General features: G+C 74.0%; 27 protein-coding genes. 9 read left to right on the forward strand and 18 right to left on the reverse strand.

Going from position 1 to position 23,294, the window contains the following annotated elements; translation table 11 throughout:
• Positions 1 to 3: 3 nt before the first annotated feature.
• Genes rdgB through FHX36_RS09255 form a run of 3 tightly spaced genes read right to left on the reverse strand, consistent with a single transcriptional unit; the run spans position 4 to position 1,858 of the window.
• Positions 4 to 612 (reverse strand): RdgB/HAM1 family non-canonical purine NTP pyrophosphatase, encoded by a 609-nt coding sequence (gene rdgB, locus FHX36_RS09245; RefSeq protein ID WP_110550991.1) that lies wholly within the window; start codon positions 610 to 612, stop codon positions 4 to 6.
• Entirely contained in the window at positions 609 to 1,331 is a 723-nt protein-coding gene (gene rph / locus FHX36_RS09250) for a ribonuclease PH (RefSeq protein ID WP_110550992.1), read from the reverse strand. The genes rdgB and rph overlap by 4 nt, the downstream gene beginning before the upstream one ends.
• 11 nt (positions 1,332 to 1,342) lie before the next feature.
• Positions 1,343 to 1,858, reverse strand: a complete 516-nt coding sequence (locus tag FHX36_RS09255; RefSeq protein WP_110550993.1) for a MarR family winged helix-turn-helix transcriptional regulator — start codon at positions 1,856 to 1,858, stop codon at positions 1,343 to 1,345.
• Between the two features lie 84 nt (positions 1,859 to 1,942).
• Here FHX36_RS09255 and FHX36_RS09260 point away from each other — a divergent pair, with 84 nt between their 5' ends.
• The 4 genes from FHX36_RS09260 to gndA all read left to right on the forward strand — a co-directional run bounded on the left by FHX36_RS09260 (position 1,943) and on the right by gndA (position 5,367).
• Complete coding sequence (locus FHX36_RS09260; RefSeq protein WP_110550994.1) at positions 1,943 to 2,830, forward strand: alpha/beta fold hydrolase; 888 nt, start codon at positions 1,943 to 1,945, stop codon at positions 2,828 to 2,830.
• Between the two features lie 60 nt (positions 2,831 to 2,890).
• Complete coding sequence (locus FHX36_RS09265) at positions 2,891 to 3,295, forward strand: YjbQ family protein (RefSeq protein ID WP_110550995.1); 405 nt, start codon at positions 2,891 to 2,893, stop codon at positions 3,293 to 3,295.
• Positions 3,296 to 3,338: 43 nt separating this feature from the next.
• Positions 3,339 to 3,824, forward strand: coding sequence for a thioredoxin-dependent thiol peroxidase (gene bcp / locus FHX36_RS09270; RefSeq protein WP_110550996.1), 486 nt, complete (start codon positions 3,339 to 3,341; stop codon positions 3,822 to 3,824).
• Between the two features lie 103 nt (positions 3,825 to 3,927).
• Positions 3,928 to 5,367, forward strand: a complete 1,440-nt coding sequence (gndA, locus tag FHX36_RS09275; protein WP_110550997.1) for an NADP-dependent phosphogluconate dehydrogenase — start codon at positions 3,928 to 3,930, stop codon at positions 5,365 to 5,367.
• 99 nt (positions 5,368 to 5,466) lie between these two features.
• Here the strand turns inward: gndA and FHX36_RS09280 are convergent, their stop codons facing one another.
• From FHX36_RS09280 to FHX36_RS09310, 7 genes are all read right to left on the reverse strand, one after another.
• Positions 5,467 to 6,426, reverse strand: coding sequence for a DNA polymerase domain-containing protein (locus tag FHX36_RS09280; RefSeq protein WP_110551020.1), 960 nt, complete (start codon positions 6,424 to 6,426; stop codon positions 5,467 to 5,469).
• 40 nt (positions 6,427 to 6,466) lie between these two features.
• Positions 6,467 to 7,207: an MBL fold metallo-hydrolase gene (locus FHX36_RS09285; protein WP_110550998.1), complete on the reverse strand. Its 741-nt coding sequence runs from the start codon at positions 7,205 to 7,207 to the stop codon at positions 6,467 to 6,469.
• Positions 7,204 to 8,013: a glutamate racemase gene (murI, locus tag FHX36_RS09290; protein ID WP_110550999.1), complete on the reverse strand. Its 810-nt coding sequence runs from the start codon at positions 8,011 to 8,013 to the stop codon at positions 7,204 to 7,206. Before murI ends, FHX36_RS09285 begins: the two co-directional genes overlap by 4 nt.
• Positions 8,014 to 8,026: 13 nt before the next feature.
• On the reverse strand, positions 8,027 to 8,761 hold the full coding sequence (locus FHX36_RS09295) for an HAD-IA family hydrolase (RefSeq protein WP_110551000.1): 735 nt from the start codon (positions 8,759 to 8,761) through the stop codon (positions 8,027 to 8,029).
• A complete protein-coding gene (locus FHX36_RS09300) occupies positions 8,758 to 9,708 on the reverse strand; it encodes a PLP-dependent cysteine synthase family protein (protein WP_110551001.1) in 951 nt (316 codons plus the stop codon). Before FHX36_RS09300 ends, FHX36_RS09295 begins: the two co-directional genes overlap by 4 nt.
• 43 nt (positions 9,709 to 9,751) lie before the next feature.
• Positions 9,752 to 10,030 (reverse strand): MoaD/ThiS family protein, encoded by a 279-nt coding sequence (locus FHX36_RS09305; protein ID WP_110551002.1) that lies wholly within the window; start codon positions 10,028 to 10,030, stop codon positions 9,752 to 9,754.
• Between the two features lie 180 nt (positions 10,031 to 10,210).
• Positions 10,211 to 10,684, reverse strand: coding sequence for a M67 family metallopeptidase (locus FHX36_RS09310; RefSeq protein WP_110551003.1), 474 nt, complete (start codon positions 10,682 to 10,684; stop codon positions 10,211 to 10,213).
• Positions 10,685 to 10,807: 123 nt separating this feature from the next.
• Between FHX36_RS09310 and FHX36_RS09315 the strand changes: the two genes are divergently transcribed.
• Complete coding sequence (locus tag FHX36_RS09315) at positions 10,808 to 11,164, forward strand: hypothetical protein (protein WP_110551004.1); 357 nt, start codon at positions 10,808 to 10,810, stop codon at positions 11,162 to 11,164.
• Here the strand turns inward: FHX36_RS09315 and FHX36_RS09320 are convergent.
• Both FHX36_RS09320 and clpS read right to left on the reverse strand, forming a co-directional pair.
• A complete protein-coding gene (locus FHX36_RS09320; protein ID WP_110551005.1) occupies positions 11,103 to 11,600 on the reverse strand; it encodes a DUF2017 family protein in 498 nt (165 codons plus the stop codon). The two genes, FHX36_RS09315 and FHX36_RS09320, sit on opposite strands and share 62 nt — an antisense overlap.
• 31 nt (positions 11,601 to 11,631) lie before the next feature.
• Positions 11,632 to 11,928 (reverse strand): ATP-dependent Clp protease adapter ClpS, encoded by a 297-nt coding sequence (gene clpS / locus FHX36_RS23455; RefSeq protein WP_110551006.1) that lies wholly within the window; start codon positions 11,926 to 11,928, stop codon positions 11,632 to 11,634.
• Positions 11,929 to 11,990: 62 nt separating this feature from the next.
• Here clpS and FHX36_RS09330 point away from each other — a divergent pair, with 62 nt between their 5' ends.
• The gene (locus FHX36_RS09330) at positions 11,991 to 13,283 is read left to right on the forward strand and encodes a nicotinate phosphoribosyltransferase (protein ID WP_110551007.1); all 1,293 of its coding nucleotides are present in this window, start codon (positions 11,991 to 11,993) and stop codon (positions 13,281 to 13,283) included.
• A 17-nt stretch (positions 13,284 to 13,300) separates the two neighbouring features.
• Positions 13,301 to 13,870: an isochorismatase family protein gene (locus FHX36_RS09335; protein WP_110551008.1), complete on the forward strand. Its 570-nt coding sequence runs from the start codon at positions 13,301 to 13,303 to the stop codon at positions 13,868 to 13,870.
• A gap of 11 nt (positions 13,871 to 13,881) precedes the next feature.
• Here FHX36_RS09335 and serB read toward each other — a convergent pair whose 3' ends face one another.
• Together serB and ctaD are read right to left on the reverse strand one after the other, a co-directional pair.
• Positions 13,882 to 15,129: a phosphoserine phosphatase SerB gene (gene serB, locus FHX36_RS09340; RefSeq protein WP_110551009.1), complete on the reverse strand. Its 1,248-nt coding sequence runs from the start codon at positions 15,127 to 15,129 to the stop codon at positions 13,882 to 13,884.
• Positions 15,130 to 15,242: 113 nt separating this feature from the next.
• The gene (ctaD, locus tag FHX36_RS09345; protein ID WP_110551010.1) at positions 15,243 to 16,994 is read right to left on the reverse strand and encodes an aa3-type cytochrome oxidase subunit I; all 1,752 of its coding nucleotides are present in this window, start codon (positions 16,992 to 16,994) and stop codon (positions 15,243 to 15,245) included.
• Between the two features lie 297 nt (positions 16,995 to 17,291).
• Between ctaD and FHX36_RS09350 the strand changes: the two genes are divergently transcribed.
• Entirely contained in the window at positions 17,292 to 17,570 is a 279-nt protein-coding gene (locus tag FHX36_RS09350; protein WP_110551011.1) for a GlsB/YeaQ/YmgE family stress response membrane protein, read from the forward strand.
• Positions 17,571 to 17,659: 89 nt separating this feature from the next.
• On the opposite strand, the gene FHX36_RS09355 is transcribed toward FHX36_RS09350, so the two are convergent.
• Positions 17,660 to 18,493, reverse strand: a complete 834-nt coding sequence (locus FHX36_RS09355) for a putative RNA methyltransferase (RefSeq protein WP_425487828.1) — start codon at positions 18,491 to 18,493, stop codon at positions 17,660 to 17,662.
• Between the two features lie 11 nt (positions 18,494 to 18,504).
• Complete coding sequence (locus FHX36_RS09360; protein ID WP_110551013.1) at positions 18,505 to 19,023, reverse strand: metallophosphoesterase family protein; 519 nt, start codon at positions 19,021 to 19,023, stop codon at positions 18,505 to 18,507.
• A gap of 78 nt (positions 19,024 to 19,101) precedes the next feature.
• Between FHX36_RS09360 and FHX36_RS09365 the strand changes: the two genes are divergently transcribed.
• Positions 19,102 to 20,646: an MFS transporter gene (locus FHX36_RS09365; protein ID WP_110551014.1), complete on the forward strand. Its 1,545-nt coding sequence runs from the start codon at positions 19,102 to 19,104 to the stop codon at positions 20,644 to 20,646.
• A gap of 97 nt (positions 20,647 to 20,743) precedes the next feature.
• Here FHX36_RS09365 and FHX36_RS09370 read toward each other — a convergent pair whose 3' ends face one another.
• Positions 20,744 to 21,661, reverse strand: coding sequence for a cation diffusion facilitator family transporter (locus FHX36_RS09370; protein WP_110551015.1), 918 nt, complete (start codon positions 21,659 to 21,661; stop codon positions 20,744 to 20,746).
• 143 nt (positions 21,662 to 21,804) lie between these two features.
• Positions 21,805 to 23,001, reverse strand: a complete 1,197-nt coding sequence (locus tag FHX36_RS09375) for a M23 family metallopeptidase (protein ID WP_183513691.1) — start codon at positions 22,999 to 23,001, stop codon at positions 21,805 to 21,807.
• Between the last annotated feature and the right edge of the window lie 293 nt (positions 23,002 to 23,294).

A 23,294-nucleotide genomic window follows, 5' to 3' on the forward strand; every position in this document is an offset into this window, starting at 1 on the left:
CGGTCAGCGCCCGGCCAGCGCCTCGCCGATCACCGGGAGCAGCGCGGCGAACGCCTGCCCGCGGTGGCTGATCGCGTCCTTCTCCGCCGGCGCGAGCTCGGCCGAGGTGCGGTCCAGCCCGGTGGGCACGAACACCGGGTCGTAGCCGAAGCCGTTGGTCCCCCGCCCCTCGCGGATCACCGTCCCCCGCCACTCCGCGCGCAGCACGTGCTCGGCGCCGTCGGGCAGCACGAGCGCGGCGGCGCAGACGAAGGCGGCCCCGCGCCGCTCGTCGGGGACGTCGGCGATCTGGGCGAGCAGCAGCGCGGTGTTGGCGGCGTCCTCGCCGTGCCGGCCCGACCAGCGCGCCGACAGGATGCCCGGCATGCCGTTGAGCGCGTCGACGGTGATCCCCGAGTCGTCGGCGACCGCGGGCAGCCCGGTGTACCGCACCGCCTCCCGCGCCTTGAGCAGCGCGTTCTCCTCGAACGTCGCCCCGGTCTCCGGCGCCTCCGGGTACTCGGCGACGTCGCGCAGGCCGAGGACCTCGACCCCGGGTACGGCGGTGGCCAGCAGCCGCTGCAGCTCGGCGAGCTTGCCGGCGTTGCGGGTGGCCAGCAGCAGCTGCGTCATGCCGACAGCGCCTGCTGCTGCAGCGCGGTGAGCTCGGCGCACCCGGCGACGGCGAGGTCGAGCAGCTGGTCGAGGGTGGCCCGGTCGAACACGGCGCCCTCGGCGGTGCCCTGCACCTCGACGAAGCCGCCGGCCCCGGTGCACACGACGTTCATGTCGGTGCCGGCCTTCACGTCCTCCTCGTAGGCGAGGTCCAGCCGGGGCTCGCCGTCGATGACGCCCACGCTCACCGCGGCCACCGAGTTCGGCAGCGGGTCGGCCTTCGCCAGCGTGCCGCGCTCGCCCAGCCAGGAGACGGCGTCGGCGAGGGCGACGTAGGCGCCGGTGATCGCCGCGGTGCGGGTGCCGCCGTCGGCCTGGAGGACGTCGCAGTCGATGGCGATGCTGTTCTCCCCCAGCGCGGCGAGGTCGATGCTCGCGCGCAGCGACCGGCCGATGAGCCGGCTGATCTCGTGGGTGCGGCCGCCGATCTTGCCCTTGACCGACTCGCGGTCGTTGCGGGTGTGGGTGGCCCGCGGCAGCATCGAGTACTCGGCGGTGACCCAGCCCAGGCCCGAGCCGCGGCGCCAGCGGGGCACGCCCTCGGTGACGCTGGCGGCGCACAGCACCCGGGTGCGGCCGAACTCCACGAGCACCGAGCCCTCGGCGTGGTCGAGCCAGTTGCGGGTGATGGTCACCGGGCGGAGCTGGTCGGCCGCGCGGCCGTCGGGGCGGGTCACGGGGAGCGAGACTAGCTCTGCCCCGCCGACGGGCCCGCCGGCGGCCGGGCCGGGTCGTCGACGTCCTGGCCGGCGAGCCAGCCGGGGGTGTCCAGGCGCACCGGTGCCCCACCGACCAGCTCGGTCAGCTGCGCCTCGAGCCGGGTGAGCTGGTCGGCACCGATCTGCGCCCCCCACCGGTCGCGCAGCTCGTCGAAGACGGCCTCGGCCTCGCGCAGCATGGCGAAACCCTGCTCGGTCACGTGCAGCTGCTTGCGCCGGGCGTCCGCGGGGTCGGCGCCCCGGCCCACGTAGCCGCGTTCGGTCAGCACGGCGATCGTCTTGGCCGCGGCCTGCTTGGAGACCGACATGCGCCGGCCCAGCTCCGACGCGCTGTCCGCGCCTGCGGCGATGGCCCGGATCGCGAAGTCGTGCACGGGCCGCACGTCCTCGTACCCGCGGCGGGCCAGCTCGGCCTGCGCGGCGTCCACCAGCGAGCGGAAGCCGCCCAGCAGGAGGAGCGCCAGGTCGGCACCGGAGCGGGACACCCGGCGATGGTAGCCAGCCGGTGGACGACGACAACCAGGTTGTCTACAGTGATGGACAACCTGATTGTCGATCGAGGAGCCGTCATGACCACCGCACCTGCGCCCGCGTCCCTGCCCGGTGTCACCCACCACCACGTCGAGGTCAACGGCACCCGGCTGCACCACGTCCAGGCCGGGACGACCGGGTCGCCCGTGCTGCTGGTGCACGGGTTCCCCGAGACGTGGTGGACCTTCCACCGGCTCATCCCGCTGCTGGCCGCCCGGCACCGCGTGCACGCCGTCGACCTGCGGGGCTTCGGCGACTCCGCCACCGGTCCCGATGCGGCCGACAGCGCCACCGCGGCCGAGGACCTGCACCAGCTCGTCGAGCGGTTGGGGATCGGACCGGTGCACCTCGTGGGTCAGGACATCAGCGGGGCCACCGTGTTCCGGCTGGCCAGCACCCACCCGCAGGACGTGCGCAGCCTGACCGCGATCGAGATGGGGCTGCCCGGGTTCGGCCTGGAGGCGCTGGCCGACGTCACCTCGGGCGGCAGCTGGCACATCGGCGCCCTCGCCGCGCCGGGTGTGCCGGAGCTGCTGCTGACCGGTCGGGAGCGGGAGTTCCTGGACCGGTTCGCCTTCGCGGCGCTGAGCGCGACGCCGGGCGCGGTCACCGGTGCCGACCTCGACGAGTTCACCCGCACGTACGCGCGGCCCGGCGGCTTCCGCGGCGCCAGCGGCCTCTACCGGTCGATGCTCCGGGAGGGTGCCGAGCTCGTCGCCCTGGCCGCCGCGCACCCGGTGTCCGTCCCGGTGCTCGCCGTCGGCGCCGGCGGCGGCGACTTCACCGCCGCGACGATGTCGCGGGCGGTCGCCGGGGAGGTCCGCCCGGTCACCCTCGACGGGGTCGGTCACTACGCGGCCCTCGAGGCGCCGCACCAGCTGGCGGCCGCGCTCCTGGACTTCCTGGGGGACGTCGACCGGGCCTGACCGGGGCACCCCGGCCCGGTCGCCCTGCGGGGCCGGGCCGGCCGGTGCCATCGTGGACCCATGCGCTCAGAGCTCCGTGCCGTCCGGACCGGGGGCGTGCCCTCGATCGTCGACCTCACCGACGAGTGCGCGGAGTTCGTCCGCGGCGAGGGCGACGGCCTGCTCCAGGTCTTCGTGCCGCACGCGACCGCCGGGATCGCGATCATCGAGACCGGGGCCGGCAGCGACGACGACCTGCTCGCCCAGCTCGACGTGCTCCTCCCCCGCGACGACCGCTGGCGGCACCGGCACGGCGCCGCCGGTCACGGCCGCGACCACGTGCTGCCGGCCTTCGTGCCGCCGCACGCCTCCGTGCCCGTGCTCGAGGGCCGGCTGACGCTGGGCACCTGGCAGCGCATCTGCTTCGTGGACACCAACATCGACAACCCGTCGCGGCACGTGCGGTTCAGCTTCCTGGCCGGGTGACCGGGTTGGGCCTGCGCGGCCCCGGTGCGGGAGGATGCGCACCATGACCGAGACCGACGTCGCTCCCGTCCGCCTCGCCCCCGGTGACCCCGCCCCGGCGTTCACCCTCCCCGACGCCGACGGCAGCGAGGTGTCGCTGACGGACTACCGGGGCCGACGGGTCATCGTCTACTGCTACCCCGCCGCGCTGACGCCCGGCTGCACCACCCAGGCGGTCGACTTCACCGCCGCCGCGGGCGACCTGGCCGAGGCCGGGCTGGACATCGTGGGCATCTCCCCCGACGCCCCGGAGAAGCTGCACCGCTTCCGGGAGCAGGAGGAGCTCGCCATCACGCTGCTGGCCGACCCGGACAAGCAGGTGCTGATGGCCTACGGCGCCTACGGCCCCAAGAAGCTGTACGGCAAGGAGGTCGTCGGGGTCATCCGGTCGACCTTCGTGATCGACGCCGAGGGCAAGATCGAGAAGGCCGCGTACAACGTGAAGGCCACCGGGCACGTCGCCAAGCTGCGACGCGACCTCGGGCTGTAGCGGCTCCCCTCCCCCCGGCTCGCAGCCGGTCCCGGCGGAGGAGCCGCTGCCAGGGACCGGCAGGACCTGGCAGTGCCCGCCCCGATCCGGCAGGGTCACGCCCATGAGCGATCAGATCGGCGTCACCGGACTGGCAGTCATGGGCGCGAACCTCGCCCGCAACCTGGCCCGGCACGGCCACCAGGTGGTGCTGCACAACCGCAGCCGCGGGCGCACCGACGCCCTCGTCGAGCAGCACGGCAGCGAGGGCGACTTCGTGCCGACCGGCTCGGTCGAGGAGTTCGTCGGCGCGCTCCAGCGTCCCCGCAAGATCATCATCATGGTGCAGGCCGGCGCCGCGACCGACGCCGTCATCGACGAGATCGCCCCCCTCCTCGAGGAGGGCGACGTGCTGATGGACGGCGGCAACGCCCGGTTCTCCGACACCATCCGGCGCACCGACGCGCTCACCGCCCAGGGGCTGCACTTCGTCGGCACCGGGATCAGCGGTGGCGAGGAGGGCGCGCTCAACGGGCCGAGCATCATGCCCGGCGGCTCGAAGGAGGCCTACGCGCTCGTCGGACCGCTGCTGGAGTCGATCGCCGCCGTCGTCGACGGGGAGCCGTGCTGCACCCACGTCGGGGCCAGCGGCGCCGGGCACTTCGTGAAGATGGTGCACAACGGCATCGAGTATGCCGACATGCAGCTGATCGCCGAGGCCTACGACCTGCTGCGCCAGGGGCTCGGCCTCACCCCCGCCGAGATCGGCGACGTCTTCGCCGGCTGGAACGAGGGCGACCTCGACAGCTACCTCATCGAGATCACCGCCCAGGTGCTGCGGCACACCGACGCCGAGACCGGGAAGCCCTTCGTCGACGTCGTGGTGGACGAGGCGGAGCAGAAGGGCACCGGCCGCTGGACCGTGCAGTCGGCGCTGGACCTGGGGGTGCCGGTCAGCGGCATCGCCGAGGCGGTCTTCGCCCGGGCGCTGTCCGGCCACCGCGAGCAGCGCAGCGCGGCGCAGGCAGTGCTGCCGGGGCCGGGGCGGGAGTGGGACGAGCAGGTCGAGGACAGGGACGCGTTCATCGAGTCGGTCCGCCAGGCGCTGTACGCGTCGAAGGTGGTCGCCTACGCCCAGGGGTTCGACCAGATCACCCAGGGCGCCGACCAGTACGGCTGGGACATCGACCGGGCGGCGCTGGCCCGGATCTGGCGGGGCGGCTGCATCATCCGCGCCAAGTTCCTGGACCGGATCGCCCAGGTGTTCACCGACGAGCCCGACGTCACCACGCTGCTGACCAACGACTACTTCCGCGGCGCGGTGAGCGAGGGCCAGGAGGGCTGGCGCCAGGTCGTCGCCGGGGCCGCCCGGCACGGTGTGCCGGTGCCCGGCTTCGCCAGCGCGCTCGCCTACTACGACGGGCTGCGGGCCGACCGGCTGCCGGCCGCGCTCATCCAGGGGCTGCGCGACCTCTTCGGCGCGCACACCTACCGCCGCACCGACAAGGACGGCTCGTTCCACACCATGTGGGGCGAGGACGGCCGCGAGGTGCAGACCGCCTGAGGCCGCACTCCCCGCGGCCGACCGCGCCGTCGGGCTGCCGCCTTCGCGCTCGAGGGCGAGGGCGGCAGCACGGGCGCGAGGTCGGCGGGTGTCCAGCGGTCAGGCCCCGTCCTCCGCGGTCTTCGCCCGTGCCCGGCGCTTGCCCTCGTGCATGGCCTGCACCCGGGCGATCGGGATGGTGTGGCCCTCCGCGACCAGGTCGGCCGGCAGCTCCTGCGGCTCGGGCAGCGCCGCCGCCCACGGGTCGCCGTCGGCGAACCGACCGGCCGCGGTGCGCACCGTGACGTCCCCCGGCCGCACGCCGTCCAGCTCCGCCCAGTCGACCGGCGCCGAGACCGGCAGTCCGGGCCGCACCCGGGGGCTGTAGGCGGCGGCGATCGTGCCCCGGCCGGACCGGGTGGAGTCGACGAACACCCGCATCCCCCGCTCGGCGACCACGTACGCGGTGGTGGCCACCTCGGGGTCCAGCTGCTCGGTGCGCGCGGCCAGCGCCCGGGTGGCGGCTGCGACGTCCTCGGCCGACGAGCCGTGCACCGGGACGACGACGTGCAGCCCGCTCGACCCGCTGGTCTTCACCGCCGCGGTCAGGCCGGCGTCGGCCAGCGCCCGGCGGCACAGCAGCGCGGTGCGCACCACCAGCTCGAAGTCGGCGCCGTCCGGCGGGTCGAGGTCCAGCACCAGCCCGGTCGGTTCCTCCTCCCCCACCCGGCTGAAGGGCACGTGGAACTCGACCGCGCGCTGGTTGGCCAGCCACAGCAGCGTGCGCCGGTCGTCGACCAGCACCTGGTGCACCTCGCGCCGGGCGCGGTCGGACCAGGTCGGCACGGTGCGCACCCAGTCCGGCGCCCCCTTGGGCACGTCGCGCTGGATGAACGGCTCGGCGCCGGGCCGGACTCGTTTCACGGTCAGCGGCCGCTCGGCCAGCAGCGGCACCAGCCGGTCGGCGAAGGCGTCGAGGTGGTCGACCAGGTCGCGCTTGGTCACCTCGAGCCCGTCGCCCAGCGGTGAGTCCAGGCTGCTCAGCCGGACGCCGTCCCGTTCCTCGTACTCGGTGGCCACCGCGTCACCGTGCCTGCTCGGCACCCGGGCGGCAACCTCCTCACACCTCGTGGACCGCCGCGTGCCGGGCGAGCTCGCTGGCCGGGAACACGCTGCGGGCGGCGGCCAGCTGCGCGTCGGCGTCCACCCAGGACGGCACGTGCGTGATCAGCAGCCGCCCGACCCCGGCGGCGGCCGCGTGCTCCCCGGCCTGCCGGCCGGTCAGGTGGAGCCCCGGCGGCAGGTCCGGGCCCTCGGCGTAGGCAGCCTCGGCGAGCAGCACGTCGGCCCCGCGGGCGAGCTCGACGACCGCCGGGCTCGGGCCGGTGTCACCGGTGTAGACCAGCGACCGGCCGCCGGCGGTCAGCCGCACGGCGTAGCACTCCACCGGGTGGGCGGTGCGGGCCGTGGTGACCTGGAAGGGGCCGAGCGTCCAGCTGCCCGGACCGATCGGGGTCACGTCGAAGACGTCGTCGATCGGCCCGCCGTCGGGGTCGTAGGCGGCCGCCAGCCGCCGGTCGGCGCCGACCGGGGCGTACAGCGGCACGGTGCGGCCGTCGGAGCGGCCGGAGTAGCGGTGCCAGACGACGAACGGGGCGGCGTCCAGGCAGTGGTCGGCGTGCAGGTGGCTGAGGTAGACCGCGTCGACCTCGCCCGGGTCGACCAGCGCTTGCAGCGCCCCGAACGAGCCGTTGCCCAGGTCGAGGAGGAGGGAGAACTCGTCGTGCTGCACCAGGTAGCAGGAGGCGGGCGACAGCGGCCCGGGCGCGCTCCCCGAGCAGCCCACGATCGTCAGCTTCACGCCGCGGCCCCGGTGCGGGAGACGGCGTCGACCTCGGGCCCGAGGAAGCGGCGGCCGAGCCGGGCGAACGGCTCCGGGTCGCCGGTCGCCAGGAAGGCGTGCACCGGCGGCGGCCCCTCCGGGTCGCGCAGCAGGTCGGTGCGGGTGAGCACGCGGTACACGTCCTTGGCCGTCTCCTCCGCGCTGGACACCAGGGTCACCTCGTCGCCCAGGACCAGCGACAGCACGCCGGTGAGCAGCGGGTAGTGCGTGCAGCCCAGGACGACGGTGTCGACGTCGGCGGCCAGCAGCGGGTCCAGGTAGGACTGGGCGAGCCCGACGAGCTGCCGGCCGCTGGTGATCCCGCGCTCGACGAAGTCGACGAAGCTGGGGCAGGCGGCGCTGGTGACGGTGAGCTGCGGGGCCGCGGCGAAGGCGTCCTCGTAGGCGCCGCTGGTGATGGTGGCCTGGGTGCCGATGACGCCGACCCGGCCGTTGCGGGTGGCCGCGGTGGCGCGGCGGACGGCGGGCAGCACCACCTCGACCACCGGGACGTCGTAGCGCTCGCGGGCGTCGCCCAGGCAGGCCGCGCTGGCCGAGTTGCAGGCGATGACCAGCATCTTCACGCCGGCGGCGACCAGGTCGTCCATCACCGCGAGCGAGTGCCGGCGGACCTCGGCGATCGGCTTGGGACCGTACGGGCTGTGCGCGGTGTCGCCGACGTAGCGGATCGACTCCGTGGGCAGCTGGTCGAGGACGGCGCGGGCCACGGTGAGCCCGCCGACGCCGGAGTCGAAGATCCCGATGGGGGCGTCGGCTGTCGTCATGGCGCGGGCCAGGCTAGCTGCCGGTGCCGACAGCCCGCAGCAGGGCCGCGGCCGGCAGCAGCAGGCCCTCGCCGGTCCAGCGGGCACCGGTGAGGTCGCGCACCACCACGTCGGCCGTCGTCCGCAGGGCGTCGGGTCCGATGCCGACCACCCGGCAGCCGGCCGCCTGGCCGGAGGCGATCCCGCTGACGCTGTCCTCGAGCACCAGCAGGTCGGCCGGCGGGATGCCCAGCCGCGCCGCGCCGGTGAGGTAGGGCTGCGGGTCGGGCTTGCCGGCCGTGACGTCCTCGGCGGTGACCAGCACGTCCGGGAGGTCGACGCCGGCCCCGCGGAGCCGGGCGGTCGCCAGCTCGCGGACCCCGGAGGTGACCACGGCCCACGGCACGCCGGTCAGCTGCGGCACGAGGTCGAGCACCCCGGGGACGGGCGCCGTGGCGTCGGCGTCCTCGAGCTCGTGGCGGGTGACGGTCGCGGTGGCCTCGTCGACCTGCTCCGGCCCGACGAACAGCGCGACGGTGTCCGCGGCCCGGCGGCCCGGCACGGCGGCGAGCACCTCCGCCGGGTCCAGCCCCTGGTCGACCGCCCACCGGCTCCAGGAGGAGACGACGCTCTTCTCGGAGTCGACGAGCACGCCGTCGTTGTCGAACAGCAGCCCGCGAGCCGGGATGGTGACGTCACTGGAACGGCCCTGCTGCAGGGACCCGCCGCGAGCCTGCGAGTGGTGGGGGGCAGTGGGGTCCTTGATCATGCCCAGAGCTGGCCCTCCAGGGCGGAGGACGCCTCCTCGAGCGTGCCGGCGTAGGCCCCGGTGGACAGGTACTTCCAGCCGCCGTCGCAGACGATGAAGACGATGTCGGCCTTGCGGCCGGCCGCGACCTCCTTGTCGGCGATGCCCAGCGCCGCGTGCAGGATCGCGCCGGTCGAGATGCCGGCGAAGATGCCCTCGCGCTCGACGAGCTGGCGGGTGCGGTGGACGGCGTCGTCCGGGCCGACCGAGAAGCGCGAGTCGAGCAGGTCGGCGTCGTAGAGCTCGGGGATGAAGCCCTCGTCGATGTTGCGCAGCCCGTAGACCAGCTCGCCGTAGCGCGGCTCGGCCGCGATCACCTGGACGTCGGGCTTCTTCTCCCGCAGGTACCGCGAGACGCCCATCAGCGTGCCGGTGGTGCCCAGCCCCGCGACGAAGTGGGTGATCGAGGGCATGTCGGCCAGGATCTCCGGGCCGGTGCCGGTGTAGTGCGCCTCGGCGTTGGCCGGGTTGCCGTACTGGTAGAGCATCACCCAGTCGTCGTGCTCGGCGGCCAGGCCCTTGGCGACGGCGACGGCCTGGTTGCTGCCGCCGGCGGCCGGCGAGCTGATGATCTGCGCGCCGTACATCTCCAGCAGCTGGCGCCGCTCGATCGAGGTGTTCTCCGGCATCACGCAGATCAGCTTGTACCCGCGCTGCCGCGCCACCATCGCCAGCGAGATCCCGGTGTTGCCGCTGGTGGGCTCCAGGATCGTGCTGCCGGGCTGCAGCCGCCCCTCCTTCTCCGCCGCGTCGATCATCGCGATGGCGGCGCGGTCCTTGATCGAACCGGTGGGGTTGTGGTCCTCGAGCTTGGCCCACAGCCGGACGTCCGGGGTGGGCGACAGCGACGGCAGACCCACCAGCGGGGTGTTGCCGAGCGAGTCGACGAGCGAGGCGAAGCGGGCCATGACGGGTCTCCAGGAGTTGCGGTGCCGGGCGGGGAGGCTCCGGTCAGCAGCCGCCGGCGACGGCGGGGAGGATGGTCACGGAGTCGCCGTCCTTGACCGCGGTGTCCAGCGCACCGGTGAAGCGCACGTCCTCGTCGTTGACGTAGACGTTCACGAAGCGGTGCAGCTTGCCCTCCTCGGTGACCAGGCGGTTCTTGATCCCGGGGTGCTGGGCGTCGATGTCGTCGACCAGCGCGCCGAGCGTGCTGCCGCTGCCCTCGACGGTCTTGTTGCCGCCGGTGTGGGTGCGCAGGATGGTCGGGATGCGGACCTCGATGGCCATTGCGGGGGGACTCCTCGTGACGGGGTGACGTGCGGGACCGCGCGCGGGCACGCGGGAGGTGCGACTGCTGATCGGAACGCCACGTGCCGACGGGCTGTTCCGTCGACCGCTGTGACGTCCGGCCCTCCTGCAGGGGCCCGCCGCGAGCTCGCGAGCGGTGGAGGGCAGGAGGGTGCTTCGTCAGTCGTAGACGACGGTGGTCGGCGAGTGGCCGAACAGGTAGGACTCGACGACGTCGACGTCCTCCTCGGTCACCTGGCCGTCGACGATCCGGAAGCTCCGGAACTCGACCTCGTCACCGGCCAGGCCGGTCTGCGCGCCGTGCTCGCGGGTCGACACCAGCACGTAGTGGGCGTCGGGCTCGGAGGCGTAGCTGATGTCGGTGCGCGAGGGACGGGCCTCGGTCGCGGTGTGCGAGTGGTAGACGACCACCGGCACCTCGTCGCGGGCGTCCATGTCCCGGTACAGCTTCAGCAGGTCGGCGCTGTCGAACTCGTAGAACGTGGGCGACCGTGCCGCGTTGAGCATCGGGATGAAGCGCTCGGGGCGGTCGCTGCCCTCGGGACCGGCGACGACGCCACAGGCCTCGTCCGGGTGGTCTTCCCGGGCGTGGGCCACGATGGCGTCGTAGGTCGCGCGGTCGATGCGCAGCACGGGCCCAGTCTAGGCGCCGCCGCGGACACTGCTCCACGCTGGGGCCGTAGCACGCTCCCGAGGGGTGACCCGACGGGGAACGGGCTGTGTCGATCGGGTGTCGGACCGATAACGTCGTCGCCCGTGGTGATCGAGGTGCTCATGATCGTCGGGGTGGCCGTGCTGCCGCTGCCGGCGCTGGCCCTCGGGTGCCGGCGGCTGCTGCGCCGCACCGGCCGGTCCAGCACCGACGACCGCACCGACCGGTTCGAGTTCGCGCTCGTCGTCACCGGCCGGGTCATCGGCCTGCTGCTGCTGTTCGCGCTGTCCGGGATCACCCTGCTGGCCTGCATCGGCGGCCTGGTCAAGGACCTGCGGGTGCCCAGCCTGGTCTACGTGTTCTTCGTCGCCGACCTGCTGGTGGCCAGCCTGGTGGTGCTCACCGTCGGCCGGCGCGACCCGCGGCCAGCGCGTCGACGAGCGACCCCTGCACGGCGGTGAGCCAGTAGTAGACGGCCAGCTGCGACCCCTCCTCGTCGGCGGGGTCGTCCGGCGGCTCGGTGTCGGCGGTGACCCCCAGCCGGGTGCCCAGCGCCAGCCGCAGGTCGTTGGTGGTGCGCAGCCAGGCGCGGGCCTGGTCGTCGTCCAGCCGCACCTCACCGCCCTCGGGCGGCAGCGTCGCCCGCACCATCGCCAGGTCGTCGGCCTTGCCGCTGCGCAGCCCCGCCTCGGTCAGGTCGCGGTAGTCCGCCGCGATCTCCGGGTCGGCGGTGTTGCCCGGTGGCAGCAGCCGCTCGAGCACCGGGTCGCCGCCGGAGTCGTCCGGGTCGGCGGACAGCAGCTGCTCCAGCTGGTCTAGCAGCAGCCCGACGATGCCGGCCTCGGCGTCGACCAGCCGCGCGACCAGCTCGTCACCCCTGCGTCGGAAGGGCCTCATCGAACCTCCCCGCCGGCTGTCGCCCGCTCGCTCACGTGTCCTTCTGGTAGGTCGCCCAGAGCCCGTAGGCGTGCAACCGGTTCGTGTCGTGCTCCATCCGCTCCCGCGGGCCCGAGCTGACGATCGCCTTGCCCTCGTGGTGCACCTGCAGCATCAGCTCCGTGGCGGTGGGCTCGTCGTAGCCGAAGAGCTCCTGGAGCACGAAGGTCACGTAGGTCATCAGGTTGACCGGGTCGTCCCAGACGATGGTCACCCAGGGGCGGTCGAGGTCGGACTCCTCCCCCGTCGTCGTCTCGGGCGTCCACGCGGGCGCCTGCGGTCCGGCCACGGGAGCACTGTAGGACGACCATCGCGGGCGCCCCAGGGGGTGGGCACCTATCGTGCTGGTCCATGCCGCCGAGCCCGCTCAGCCCCGCGCTGCTCACCGACCGCTACGAGCTCACGATGCTGGCCGCCGCCCTGGCCGACGGCACGGCCGACCGCGACTGCGTGTTCGAGGTCTTCGCCCGCCGGCTGCCGCACGGCCGGCGCTACGGCGTGCTCGCCGGCACCGGCCGGTTCCTCGACGCGCTGGCCGACTTCCGGTTCGGCGACGCCGAGCTCGAGGCGGTGCGCGCCCAGGGCGTCGACGACCCGCGGCTGCTGGACCACCTGGCCGGGTTCCGCTTCACCGGCGACGTCGACGGCTACGCCGAGGGCGACTTCTACTTCCCGGGCTCCCCCGTGCTGACCGTGCGGGCGCCGTTCGGCCAGGCCGTGCTGCTGGAGACCCTCGCCCTGTCGATCCTCAACCACGACAGCGCGATCGCCGCCGCCGGCGCCCGGATGATCGGTGCCGCCTGCGGGCGGCCCTGCATCGAGATGGGGTCGCGGCGCACCCACGAGGAGGCCGCCGTCGCCAGCGCCCGGGCCGCGGCGCTGGTCGGCTTCGCCGCGACGTCGAACCTCGCCGCCGGCGCGCGCTACGGCATCCCCACCACCGGCACCAGCGCGCACGCCTTCACGCTGCTGCACGACGACGAGGCCGCCGCCTTCCGCGCCCAGCTGGACACCCTCGGCGTCGGCACCACGCTGCTGGTCGACACCTACGACACCGAGCAGGGCATCCGGACGGCGGTCGAGGTCGCCGGGCCCGAGCTCGGCGCGGTCCGGCTGGACTCCGGGGACCTGGCCATCCAGGCCACCCGGGCCCGGGAGCTGCTGGACTCGCTGGGCGCCACGAAGACCCGGGTCATCGTCACCAGCGACCTCGACGAGTACGCCATCGCCGCGCTCGCCGCCGCCCCGGTCGACGGCTACGGCGTGGGCACCTCGCTGGTCACCGGCTCGGGTTCCCCCACCGTGGGCATGGTCTACAAGCTGGTCGAGCGCGACGGCGTCCCGGTGGCGAAGAACTCCGAGGGCAAGCGGTCGGTCGGCGGCCGCAAGCACGCCGTCCGCCGGCACGACGCCGACGGGACGGCGACGGCGGAGGTGGTCAGCGCCTCGCCGGTGACCGCCGAGCCGCACGACCGCGAGCTGGTCGTGCCGCTGGTCCGCGGCGGCGAGCTGGTGGAGCGCCGGACCCCCGCCGAGGCGCTGACCGCGGCGCGGGAGCTGCACGAGCGGGTGCGCGGCACGCTGCCGCAGGAGGCGTGGTCGCTGTCCCGCGGCGAGCCGGTGCTGGAGACGCTCGACCGCTGAGCGGGCAGGATGGGGACATGACGCGCGCACTGGTGATCGTCGACGTCCAGAACGACTTCTGCGAGGGCGGCAGCCTCGCCGTGGCCGGCGGCACGGCCGTCGCGCGGGCGATCAGCGCGCACGTCCCGACCGCCGGGTACGCGCACGTCGTCGCCACCCGCGACCACCACGTCGACCCCGGCGGGCACTTCGCCGCCGAGCCGGACTTCCTGGAGACCTGGCCCGCGCACTGCGTCGTCGGCACCTCCGGCGTGGAGCTGCACGCCGACCTGGACCGCCGGCCGATCGAGGCGGTCTTCGACAAGGGCGAGTACGAGGCGGCCTACTCCGGCTTCGAGGGCAGCTTCGACGGCCAGGGCCTCGCCGACTGGCTGCGGGCGCACGACGTCGACGAGCTGGACGTCGTGGGGATCGCCACCGACCACTGCGTCCGGGCCACCGCGCTGGACGCCGTCGGCGCGGGCTTCGCCACCCGGGTGCTGCTGCACCTCACCGCCGGGGTCTCGCAGGCCTCCACGGACGCCGCGCTGGACCAGCTGCGCACCGCCGGCGTCGAGCTGGAGGGCGCGGTGCACCAGGCCGGCTGACCGGCCCGACCTCAGGTGGCGTCGAGGACCTCGTCGCGGGTGAAGCCCAGCACCTGCAGGACGGCGTCCAGGTAGGGCTGGTTGAGCGCGGCGTGCGCCTGCTCGCGGACGAACGGCTTGGCGTTGAAGGCGATGCCCAGGCCGGCCGCGTTCAGCATGTCCAGGTCGTTGGCGCCGTCGCCCACCGCGACGGTCTGCTCCAGCGGGATGCCGTGCTCGCCGGCGAAGCGGGCGAGCGCCCGCGCCTTGCCCGCCCGGTCGACGACCTCGCCCACCAGCCCGCCGGTGAGCTTGCCGTCGGCCACCTCGAGGGTGTTCGCGGCGGCGAAGTCCAGGCCCAGCTCCGCGGCCAGCGGGTCGGTGATCTGGCTGAACCCGCCGCTGACGATCCCGCAGCGGAAGCCGAGCCGCTGCAGCGTCCGGATCAGGGTGCGCGCCCCCGGGGTGAGCACCAGGTGCTCGCGGACCTCGTCGAGCACGCCGACCGGCAGTCCGGCGAGCACCGCCACCCGGGCGCGCAGCGACTGCTCGAAGTCCAGTTCGCCGTTCATCGCCGCGGCGGTGATCCGGGCGACCTCGGCGGCCCGGCCGGCCCGGGCGGCGAGCTCGTCGATGACCTCACCGCGGACCAGCGTCGAGTCGACGTCGAGCACGATGAGCCGCTTGCTGCGCCGGGCCAGCCCGGTCTGCTCGACGGCGACGTCGGTGCCGGTCTCCGCCGCGACGGTGGCCAGCGCCGTGCGCAGCTCGGTCGACCCGGCACCGGAGACGGTGAGCTCGAAGCTGGTGACCGGGTAGTCCGACAGCCGGCGGATCGCCTCGATGTTGCCGCCGACACCGGCGATCGCCCGGGCGGCGCCGGCCACGGCGGCCGGGGGCACGGGGCGACCGAGCACGGTCACGTGGTGCCGGGCGGTCCGCTCCCGCTCGGTCACCGCCCCGCTGGTCGGCTCGACGGTGACCTGCATGCCGAGGCGCGCCCCCACGTCGGCGGCGACCGGGGCCAGCCGGTCGGCCAGCGTCCCGGTGGGCGTCGCCTCGTGCACCACCACGCCGAGCACGAGCTGGCCGTGCACCACGACCTGCTCGACGTCGACGACCTCGACCGGTCCGGTGGCCGCGGACTCCAGCGCGGCGAACAGCGTCGCGCTGACCCCGGTCCGGTCGGGCCCGCTGACGGTGATCAGGGCGCCGCCGGACGACGGCGGCAGCCCGCCGGGGCTCGGGTCGATCGGCGCGGGGGCGGCGGCGTCGGTCACCCGGCCATGGTGCCGGACCCGCTCCGCCGGGCGGTCACAGGCCCTGCCGACCCCCGGACGCGCGGACGCCCCGCCAGCCGGTGGCTGACGGGGCGCCGTGCGAGGTGCTGCTGCTAGGTCGGGTCGGGGTCGTTCGCCCCGGCCCGGCTGCCGCCGGTGAGGCCGGCCTCGGGGGCGTACGGCTCGTGCCGCTTGCCCGCGTGCGCCTCGACCTGGAGCCGGTCCTTCAGGTGCGGGTAGTGCAGCTCGAACGCCGGGCGCTCGGACCGGATCCGCGGGATCTCGACGAAGTTGTGCCGCGGCGGCGGGGACGACGTCGCCCACTCCAGCGAGTTGCCGTGACCCCAGGGGTCGTCGCGCAGCGCCAGCCGGCCGTGCTTCCACGACTTGACCACGTTGTAGACGAAGGGGATCACCGAGGCGCCGAGGATGAACGACCCGATCGTGGAGATCGTGTGCATCGTCGTGAACTCGTCGGTGGGCAGGTAGTCGGCGTACCGGCGCGGCATGCCCTCGTTGCCCAGCCAGTGCTGGATGAGGAACGTGGCGTGGAAGCCGATGAAGGTCAGCCAGAAGTGCAGCTTGCCGATCTTCTCGTCCATCATCCGGCCGCACATCTTCGGGAACCAGAAGTAGAGGCCGGCGTAGGCGGCGAACACGACGGTGCCGAAGACCACGTAGTGGAAGTGCGCCACGACGAAGTAGCTGTCGTTGACGTGCCAGTCCAGCGGCGGGCTGGCCAGCAGGACGCCGGTCAGGCCACCGAGGAGGAAGGTGATCAGGAAGCCGATCGAGAACAGCATCGGGGTCTCGAACGTCAGCTGGCCGCGCCACATCGTGCCGATCCAGTTGAAGAACTTGATCCCGGTGGGCACCGCGATCAGGTACGTCAGGAAGGCGAAGAACGGCAGCAGCACCGCGCCGGTGGCGAACATGTGGTGCGCCCACACCGCCAGCGACAGGGCGGTGATCGCGATCAGCGCGAAGACCATGCCCTTGTAGCCGAACAGCGGCTTGCGGCTGAAGACCGGGATGACCTCGCTGATGATGCCGAAGAACGGCAGCGCGATGATGTAGACCTCGGGGTGCCCGAAGAACCAGAAGAGGTGCTGCCACAGCATCGGCCCGCCGTTCTCGGCGGTGTAGACCTGCGCCCCGAGGTGCCGGTCGGCCAGCAGCGCCATCAGCGCCGCGGTCAGGATCGGGAAGGCGAGCAGGATCAGGACGCTGGTGACGAGCGACGCCCAGGTGAAGATCGACATCCGGAACATCGTCAGCCCCGGTGCGCGCAGGCAGACGATCGTGGCGATGAAGTTGACGCCACCGAGGATGGTGCCCAGACCGCTGACGGCCAGGCCGGCGATCCAGAGGTCGCCGCCGGCGCCGGGGCTGTGCGCCCCGGTGGACAGCGGGGTGTAGGCGTACCAGCCGAAGTCGGCGGCACCGCCCGGGGTGAGGAAGCCGGAGACCGCGAGCGAGGCGCCGAAGAAGAACAGCCAGAAGGAGAAGGCGTTCAGCCGCGGGAACGCGACGTCGGGTGCGCCCAGCTGCAGCGGCATGATCAGGTTCGCGAACGCGAAGAACATGGGCGTCGCGAAGAACAGCAGCATGATCGTGCCGTGCATCGTGACCAGCTGGTTGTACTGCTCGGGCGAGAGGAACTGCAGCTCCGGGCGGGCCAGCTCACCACGCATCAGCAGCGCCATGAAGCCACCGACGAAGAACCAGATGAAGGCCACCGTGGTGTACATCAGGCCGATGGTCTTGTGGTCGGTGGTGCGCAGCAGACCGAGGAGCCGCGACCCCTTCTCGGCTTCGTGCGCCGGGCTCGGCCGGCTCACGATCGGGGCGGGTGCGATCGTCACGGTCGGAGCTTAGACCGTGACGTGGACCGCCACGCGGCGGGAGCGGGACACGGAGCGCCGCGCGTGGCGCGCCTCTCCCCGACCGGGGCCGGGCCGCCCGAGCGCACGGTCCGGCGGCTGCGGCAGGCCGCCGCAGAACCCCTGCTCACAGGCCCGTAGGGCGTCACCCGATCGGGTGCAACCGACGGAACCGATTGGTCTCGGAAGTTTGAGAACGATCAAGCTCGGGCATGTAGGGCCTTGCGCTGGACAGCCCAGCGCACGACGGCACACCGCCGTCATGCGTAGGAGGCTCACGTGGACGTTCTCTGGAACATCATCGTCCTGATCATCATCGGGGCCATCGCCGGCTTCATCGCCCGCGCGGTGATCCCCGGCAAGCAGGACATCGGGATCGGTCTCACCATCGCGCTCGGCATCGTCGGGTCCGTGGTGGGCAACCTCCTGGGCAGCCTGATCTTCGAGCCGCACAAGTTCGAGCTCGGCACCTCGGGGATCATCGGTTCGATCATCGGCGCGATCATCGTGCTCGGCATCTACGTGATGGCGACGAACAAGCGACGCATCACCCGCTGACGACGCGCTCCGTCCGCGACGGAGCCGCAGCACCGCACGAACGAGGGCCCGGCCACCACGGCCGGGCCCTCGTTCGCGTTCTCGACCCGCTACGCCCGGGCCCAGGTACCGACGTCGACCGCCACCGTCACCGGCACCGCGGCGGGCAGCGCGGCGGTCCGGGCGGCGAGCTCGCCGGGTGCCAGGTGCCGGGCGTGCGGCCCCATGCCGACCAGCGTCCGCACCGCGGCGTGGTCGAGGACGAGGCGCTCGCGGTGCGCCGTCGTCCCGGCCGGGCGCAGGTGCGGGCCGAGGCCGGCGGCCAGCCGGTCGGCCTTGGCCGGGTCGACGGTGAGCAGCCCCAGCGGGACGACGAGCTCGGCGAGGTGGTCGACGGCGGGGGTGACGACGACCAGCCGCCCGTCGGGCCGCAGCACCCGGGCGGTCTCGGCACCGTTCCGGGGCGCGAAGACGACGAGCACCCGGTCCAGGACGGCGTCGCGCACCGGCCACCGCGCCCACGAGTCGGCGACGACGGCCATCGCCCGCGGGTGCGCCCGCGCAGCACGGCGGGCGGCGTAGCGCGAGGCGTCCAGCACCAGGCCCACGGCGTCCGGCGCCCGGTCCAGCACGCCGGCCAGGTGCCCACCGGTGCCGCCGCCGGCGTCCAGCAGGGTCCGCGGCTCTCCGTCGGCGAGCACGGCGTCACCCAGCGCCGCGGTGATCCCGGCGTAGTGGCCGGCGGCCAGGAACGCCGCCCGGTCGGCCACCATCCCCGCGGAGTCGCCGTCGTGCGGGCTCCCGCCGGGCGGCAGCAGCGTCACGTGGCCCTGGCGGGCCCGGTCGAAGGCGTGCCCGGTGGCGCAGCGCAGCCCGGACTCGTCGGTGACCAGCCCCGCCCCGCAGACCGGGCAGGCGAGGACGGCGACCGCTGCCGGCGGCAGGGCGGGCAGGCTCACCGGCGCCGCGGCAGCACCGGCAGGCGGTGCAGGGTCAGGTCGTCGAGCCGCCCCTCCCCCACGGTGCCGGTGAGGTAGGTGGCGAAGGGCTGGCGGCGGCGGTCGGTGGGCGAACCGGGGTTCAGCAGCCGCAGCCCGGTGGCAGCCGTGGTGTCCCAGGGGATGTGGCTGTGGCCGAACACCAGGACGTCGACGTCCGGGAACCGCTCGGCGCAGCGCTGCTCCCGCCCCGCGGCGGCCCCGGTCTCGTGCACGACGGCGAAGCGCACCCCGCCGAGCTCGACCCGGGCAACCTCGGGCAGCCGCTCGCGCAGCACCCCGTGGTCGTTGTTGCCGTGCACCCCGACCACCCGCCGGGCCCGGCGCTCCAGCTCGTCGAGCAGCGCGACGTCGACCCAGTCGCCGGCGTGCACCACGACGTCGCAGGTCTCGATCTGGTCCCAGAGGGAATCCGGGAGGTCACGGGCCCGCTTGGGCACGTGGGTGTCAGAGATGAACACCACGGAAACGCGCACGACGACATGGTCGCAGCCCGCTACCTTGCCCTCTTGGCCGGCGACCCGGCCGACCGGAACCACAGATCGAGGACCCACGTGAGCGACACCGCCCCCACCCCCGCGGCCGGGCAGGCCACCCTGGGCGCCGAGCCCTACCCGAAGCGCTGGCTGGCCCTCGCGGTCATCGCCGTGACGGTGCTGATGGTCATCCTGGACGCGACCATCGTGAACATCGCGCTGCCCGCGGTCTCCGCGGACCTGGACATCTCCGCGGCCAGCCAGCAGTGGATCGTCACCGCCTACACGCTGACCTTCGGCGGCTTCCTGCTGCTCGGCGGGCGGATCGCCGACTTCTGGGGCCGCAAGCGCACCTACCTCGTCGGCGCCGTCGGCTTCGCGGTCGCCTCGGCCCTGGGCGGCCTCGCGCCCAACGAGGAGATCCTGTTCGCCGCCCGAGCGCTGCAGGGTGCCTTCGGTGCGCTGCTCGCGCCGGCCTCGCTGGCGCTGCTGACCGTGCTGTTCACCGACGCCAAGGAGCGGGCGAAGGCCTTCGCCGTCTACGGCGCGATCGCCGGTGGCGGGTCGGCCGTCGGCCTGCTGCTCGGCGGCGTGCTCACCGAGTACGCCGACTGGCGCTGGTGCTTCTGGGTCAACGTCCCGGTGGCGGTCGTCGCCGTCGTCGCCGCGATCCCGATCGTCCCGGAGAGCAAGGCCCCCGGCGAGACCAGCTACGACATCCCCGGCGCGGTGCTGATCACCGTGGGGCTGGCGTCGTTCGTCTACGGCTTCACCCAGGTCGCCCAGACCGCGCAGGAGAACGCCGACGCGGGCAGCACCGACAACGCGTGGACCGACCCGACCGCGCTGACCTTCATCGCCGTCGGCGTGGCGCTCGTGGCGGCCTTCGTCGTCCTCGAGCTGAAGGTGCGCAACCCGCTGCTGCCGATGCGGCTGGTGCTCGACCGCAACCGCGGCGGCGCGTACCTGACCTCCACCCTTGTCGGCGCCGGGCTCATCGGGGCCTTCTTCTTCCTGAGCCTGTACTTCCAGCAGGTGCTCGGCTACGAGCCGGTCGTGGCGGGCTTCGCCTCGCTGCCCACCACGCTGGGCGTGCTGCTGTCGGCCGGCGCCGCGAGCGTCCTGGTGCCGAAGGTCGGGCCCAAGCCGCTGATGGTGGTCGGTGCGCTGCTGGCCGCCGGCGGCCTGTTCCTGATGTCGTTCCTGGACGTCGACAGCTCGTTCTGGGCGCTGGCCTTCCCCGGCCAGCTCGTGCTCGGCCTCGGCCTGGGCTTCACCTTCGTGCCGCTGTCCAACCTGGCGCTGATCGGCGCCGGCGAGCACGACGCCGGGGCGGCCAGCGCGATGCTGAACGCCACCCAGCAGGTGGGCGCCTCGATCGGCACCGCCCTGCTGGCGACGATCTCGGTCGGCGCGATCACCTCGGCGATCACCGACAGCGTCGCGGGCGGCGCGGACCCGACCGACCCGGCCGTGGGCATCGCGGCGCAGGTGGAGGGCTACACCACCGCCTTCACCTGGGCGGCGGCGCTGCTGCTGCTGGGCGCGGTCGTCTCCGCGGTGCTGATCAAGGCCACCAAGGACGACCTCCCGACCGACGCCGCGGTCGTGCACGCCGGCTGACGAAGGACCCCGTCCTCCTCACCTCTCGCAAGCTCGGGGCGAGCCTCTGGACGGGGCCGGACTGAGGCGCTCACCGGCCTGACGGCCGGTGAGCGCCTCAGTCGTGGACCGGGGCCTCGTGGCCGCGGTGGCCGGGCGACTCGAGCTGGAAGGTGCAGTGCTCGAGGTCGAAGTGGTGGCCCAGGCAGCTGCAGAGCGCGTCGAGCACCCGGCCGCCGTGCCCGTCGGCGAGGGCCTCGTCGGTGACGACCACGTGGGCCGAGAGCACCGGCTGGCCGGAGGTGATGGTCCAGGCGTGCAGGTCGTGCACGTCCAGCACGCCCTCGACGCCGAGCACGTGAGCGCGCACCTGGGCCAGGTCGACCCCGCGGGGGGCCGCCTCGAGCAGCACGTCGAGGGCCTCGCGGAGCAGTGACCACGCCCGCGGGAGCACCAGCGCACCCACCGCGAGGGAGGCGACGACGTCGGCGCCGGTCCAGCCCGTGGTGGCGATGACGAGGGCGGCGGCGATGACCGCGACCGAGCCGAGCGCGTCGCCGACGACCTCGAGGTAGGCGCCGCGGGTGTTCAGCGACTGCCCCTGCCCGGCGTGCAGCAGGCGCAGGGAGAAGAGGTTGACCAGCAGGCCGAGGGTCGCGACGCCGAGCATCCAGCCGGCGTCGATGTCCGGCGGGTCGCCGATCCGGCGGAACGCCTCGACGACGACGTAGGCCCCGACGCCGAGCAGCAGCAGCCCGTTGGCGACGGCCGCGAGCACCTCGATGCGCTGCCAGCCGAACGTGCGCCGGCCGCGGGCGGGCCGCTGGGCCAGCGTCACCGCTCCCAGCGCCATGCCGATGCCCAGGGCGTCGGTGGCCATGTGCGCGGCGTCGGCCAGCAGGGCGAGCGACCCGGAGACCAGCGCGCCGACGACCTCGACGACGAAGACGGCGCCGGTCAGCGCCAGTACGACCGCGAGCCGGCCGCGATGGGCAGCCGACGCGGTGCCGTGCGCCGCACCGTGGTCGTGCCCCATCGACGTCCTCCTGCTGACCGGCGTGCTCCTGGTATGCAGGATGCCGCATGTCAGACGGTAACGCCAGGAGGCGACGTGCTGGAACGGCCCTGCTGCAGGGGCCTGCCGCGAGCGTGCGAGTGGCGGGGGGCAGCAGGGTCCTTCTAGACCTGGACGCCGCGGTCGCGCAGCCACGCCAGCGGGTCGACCCGCTCGCCGTCGATCCCGCCGACGTGCACCTCGAAGTGCAGGTGCGGGCCGGTGGACTGGCCACGGTTGCCCAGCAGCGCGATCGTGTCGCCGGCCTTCACCGTCTGCCCCTCGGCGACCAGGATCTCCTGCATGTGGCCGTAGACGGTGACGTCGCCGTTCTCGTGCTGGACGTACACGGCGAGACCGAAGCCGCTGGCCGCACCGGCCCGGACGACGACGCCGTCCATGGCCGCGTACTCGGGGGTGCCCATCGGGGCGGCGAAGTCGACGCCGCCGTGCAGCGTGCCCCACCGGTAGCCGAACCCGCTGGAGAGCCGGGCGCCCTGGACGGGGAGGACAGCCTTGGGCCGAGCGGCCTCCGCGGCGGCCTGGGCCTGGGCGGCGGCGGCCGCAGCGGCGGCGTCCACGGCCGCCTGGTCGGCCTGCGCCTGCAGCTGGGCGGCGGCGGCCTGGGCGTCCTCGCGCTCGGCGCGGGTGGCAGCGAACTCCTGGAGGCGGGCGGTGGCCTCGTCGTCGCTGAGCGTCGGTTGCTCGGCCTGCACGAGACCGAGCTCCTCGGCCACGCTGATCGGCTCGTCGGCCTGGGCCTCCGTCGCGGGGCCGCTGGCGGCGGTGGTGGCGGCGACGCCGGCCGCACCGATCAACGCGGCGGCCAGGTAGAGGGCCGGGCGGCGGGTGCGGGCGACCGACGGGCGGCGGTGCCGGGGCCCGGAGCCGGCGGCGAGCGCGGCGACGACGGCCTCGGCGTCCAGCGGCTGCCGGGCGGGGCGCTCGGCGTCACCCTCGCGGGCGGCGACACCGGCCAGCTGCAGGGCGTCGACGTCGAAGAGCGGCCAGGCGTCGGTGAGCACGAGGCCCTCGGGCTCGACCGGCAGCGGCCAGGCGTCGGACAGCGCGTCGTGCCGGGTGTCCGGCAGGCCGTCGGTGTGCACGACGATCGTGGCGCCGTCGGCGCGGCCGCCGCGGAGCAGGGTCAGCCCCCGCCGGGCGGACCGGGCGCCGGGCGCGGAGAACAGGGAGACGGGCGCCGACACCGGCACCTCGGGGCCCTCGGGCGACCCGGTGGCGGTGGAGCCACCAGCGGAGCGGGTGCGGTAGCGACGCACCGTTCCGTCGTCGTCGAGCCGGGCGAGATGTTGCGGGTCCATGCACCTGTCTTCCGTCGGGGGCGAGCTCTGCTGCCGGGGCCGGAGCCGGGGGCCGGAGCTCGATGACGGGGCCCATGTAAACACGCCGTGATGAGTTCGTGATGTGTTCAACCATCGATGCACACGAGGTCAAGTGAGCAGCGTCACAACACTTCCTGCCAAACGGACACCCTCCGTTACGTCATCACTGCTGGCAGGTCATGAATCGAACGCGCCGTGACGGGTAGGGGATGAGGAAGGTCACGCACGACGGATCAGCCTCCCGACCTGTCCGTGACCCCCACACGCACCCC

Origin of the sequence: Modestobacter versicolor, from assembly GCF_014195485.1 — a bacterium.
Taxonomy (GTDB): Bacteria; Actinomycetota; Actinomycetes; order Mycobacteriales; family Geodermatophilaceae; genus Modestobacter; species Modestobacter versicolor.

Excerpts from the sequence above, each read along its gene's own strand:
- rdgB (WP_110550991.1), bottom strand. The coding sequence starts at position 612 with ATGACGCAGCTGCTGCTGGCCACCCGCAACGCCGGCAAGCTCGCCGAG.
- FHX36_RS09260 (WP_110550994.1), top strand. The coding sequence starts at position 1,943 with ATGACCACCGCACCTGCGCCCGCGTCCCTGCCCGGTGTCACCCACCAC.
- FHX36_RS09265 (WP_110550995.1), top strand. The coding sequence starts at position 2,891 with ATGCGCTCAGAGCTCCGTGCCGTCCGGACCGGGGGCGTGCCCTCGATC.
- bcp (WP_110550996.1), top strand. The coding sequence starts at position 3,339 with ATGACCGAGACCGACGTCGCTCCCGTCCGCCTCGCCCCCGGTGACCCC.
- gndA (WP_110550997.1), top strand. The coding sequence starts at position 3,928 with ATGAGCGATCAGATCGGCGTCACCGGACTGGCAGTCATGGGCGCGAAC.
- murI (WP_110550999.1), bottom strand. The coding sequence starts at position 8,013 with ATGACGACAGCCGACGCCCCCATCGGGATCTTCGACTCCGGCGTCGGC.
- FHX36_RS09295 (WP_110551000.1), bottom strand. The coding sequence starts at position 8,761 with ATGATCAAGGACCCCACTGCCCCCCACCACTCGCAGGCTCGCGGCGGG.
- FHX36_RS09300 (WP_110551001.1), bottom strand. The coding sequence starts at position 9,708 with ATGGCCCGCTTCGCCTCGCTCGTCGACTCGCTCGGCAACACCCCGCTG.
- FHX36_RS09305 (WP_110551002.1), bottom strand. The coding sequence starts at position 10,030 with ATGGCCATCGAGGTCCGCATCCCGACCATCCTGCGCACCCACACCGGC.
- FHX36_RS09320 (WP_110551005.1), bottom strand. The coding sequence starts at position 11,600 with ATGAGGCCCTTCCGACGCAGGGGTGACGAGCTGGTCGCGCGGCTGGTC.
- FHX36_RS09330 (WP_110551007.1), top strand. The coding sequence starts at position 11,991 with ATGCCGCCGAGCCCGCTCAGCCCCGCGCTGCTCACCGACCGCTACGAG.
- FHX36_RS09335 (WP_110551008.1), top strand. The coding sequence starts at position 13,301 with ATGACGCGCGCACTGGTGATCGTCGACGTCCAGAACGACTTCTGCGAG.
- FHX36_RS09370 (WP_110551015.1), bottom strand. The coding sequence starts at position 21,661 with ATGGGGCACGACCACGGTGCGGCGCACGGCACCGCGTCGGCTGCCCAT.
- FHX36_RS09375 (WP_183513691.1), bottom strand. The coding sequence starts at position 23,001 with ATGGACCCGCAACATCTCGCCCGGCTCGACGACGACGGAACGGTGCGT.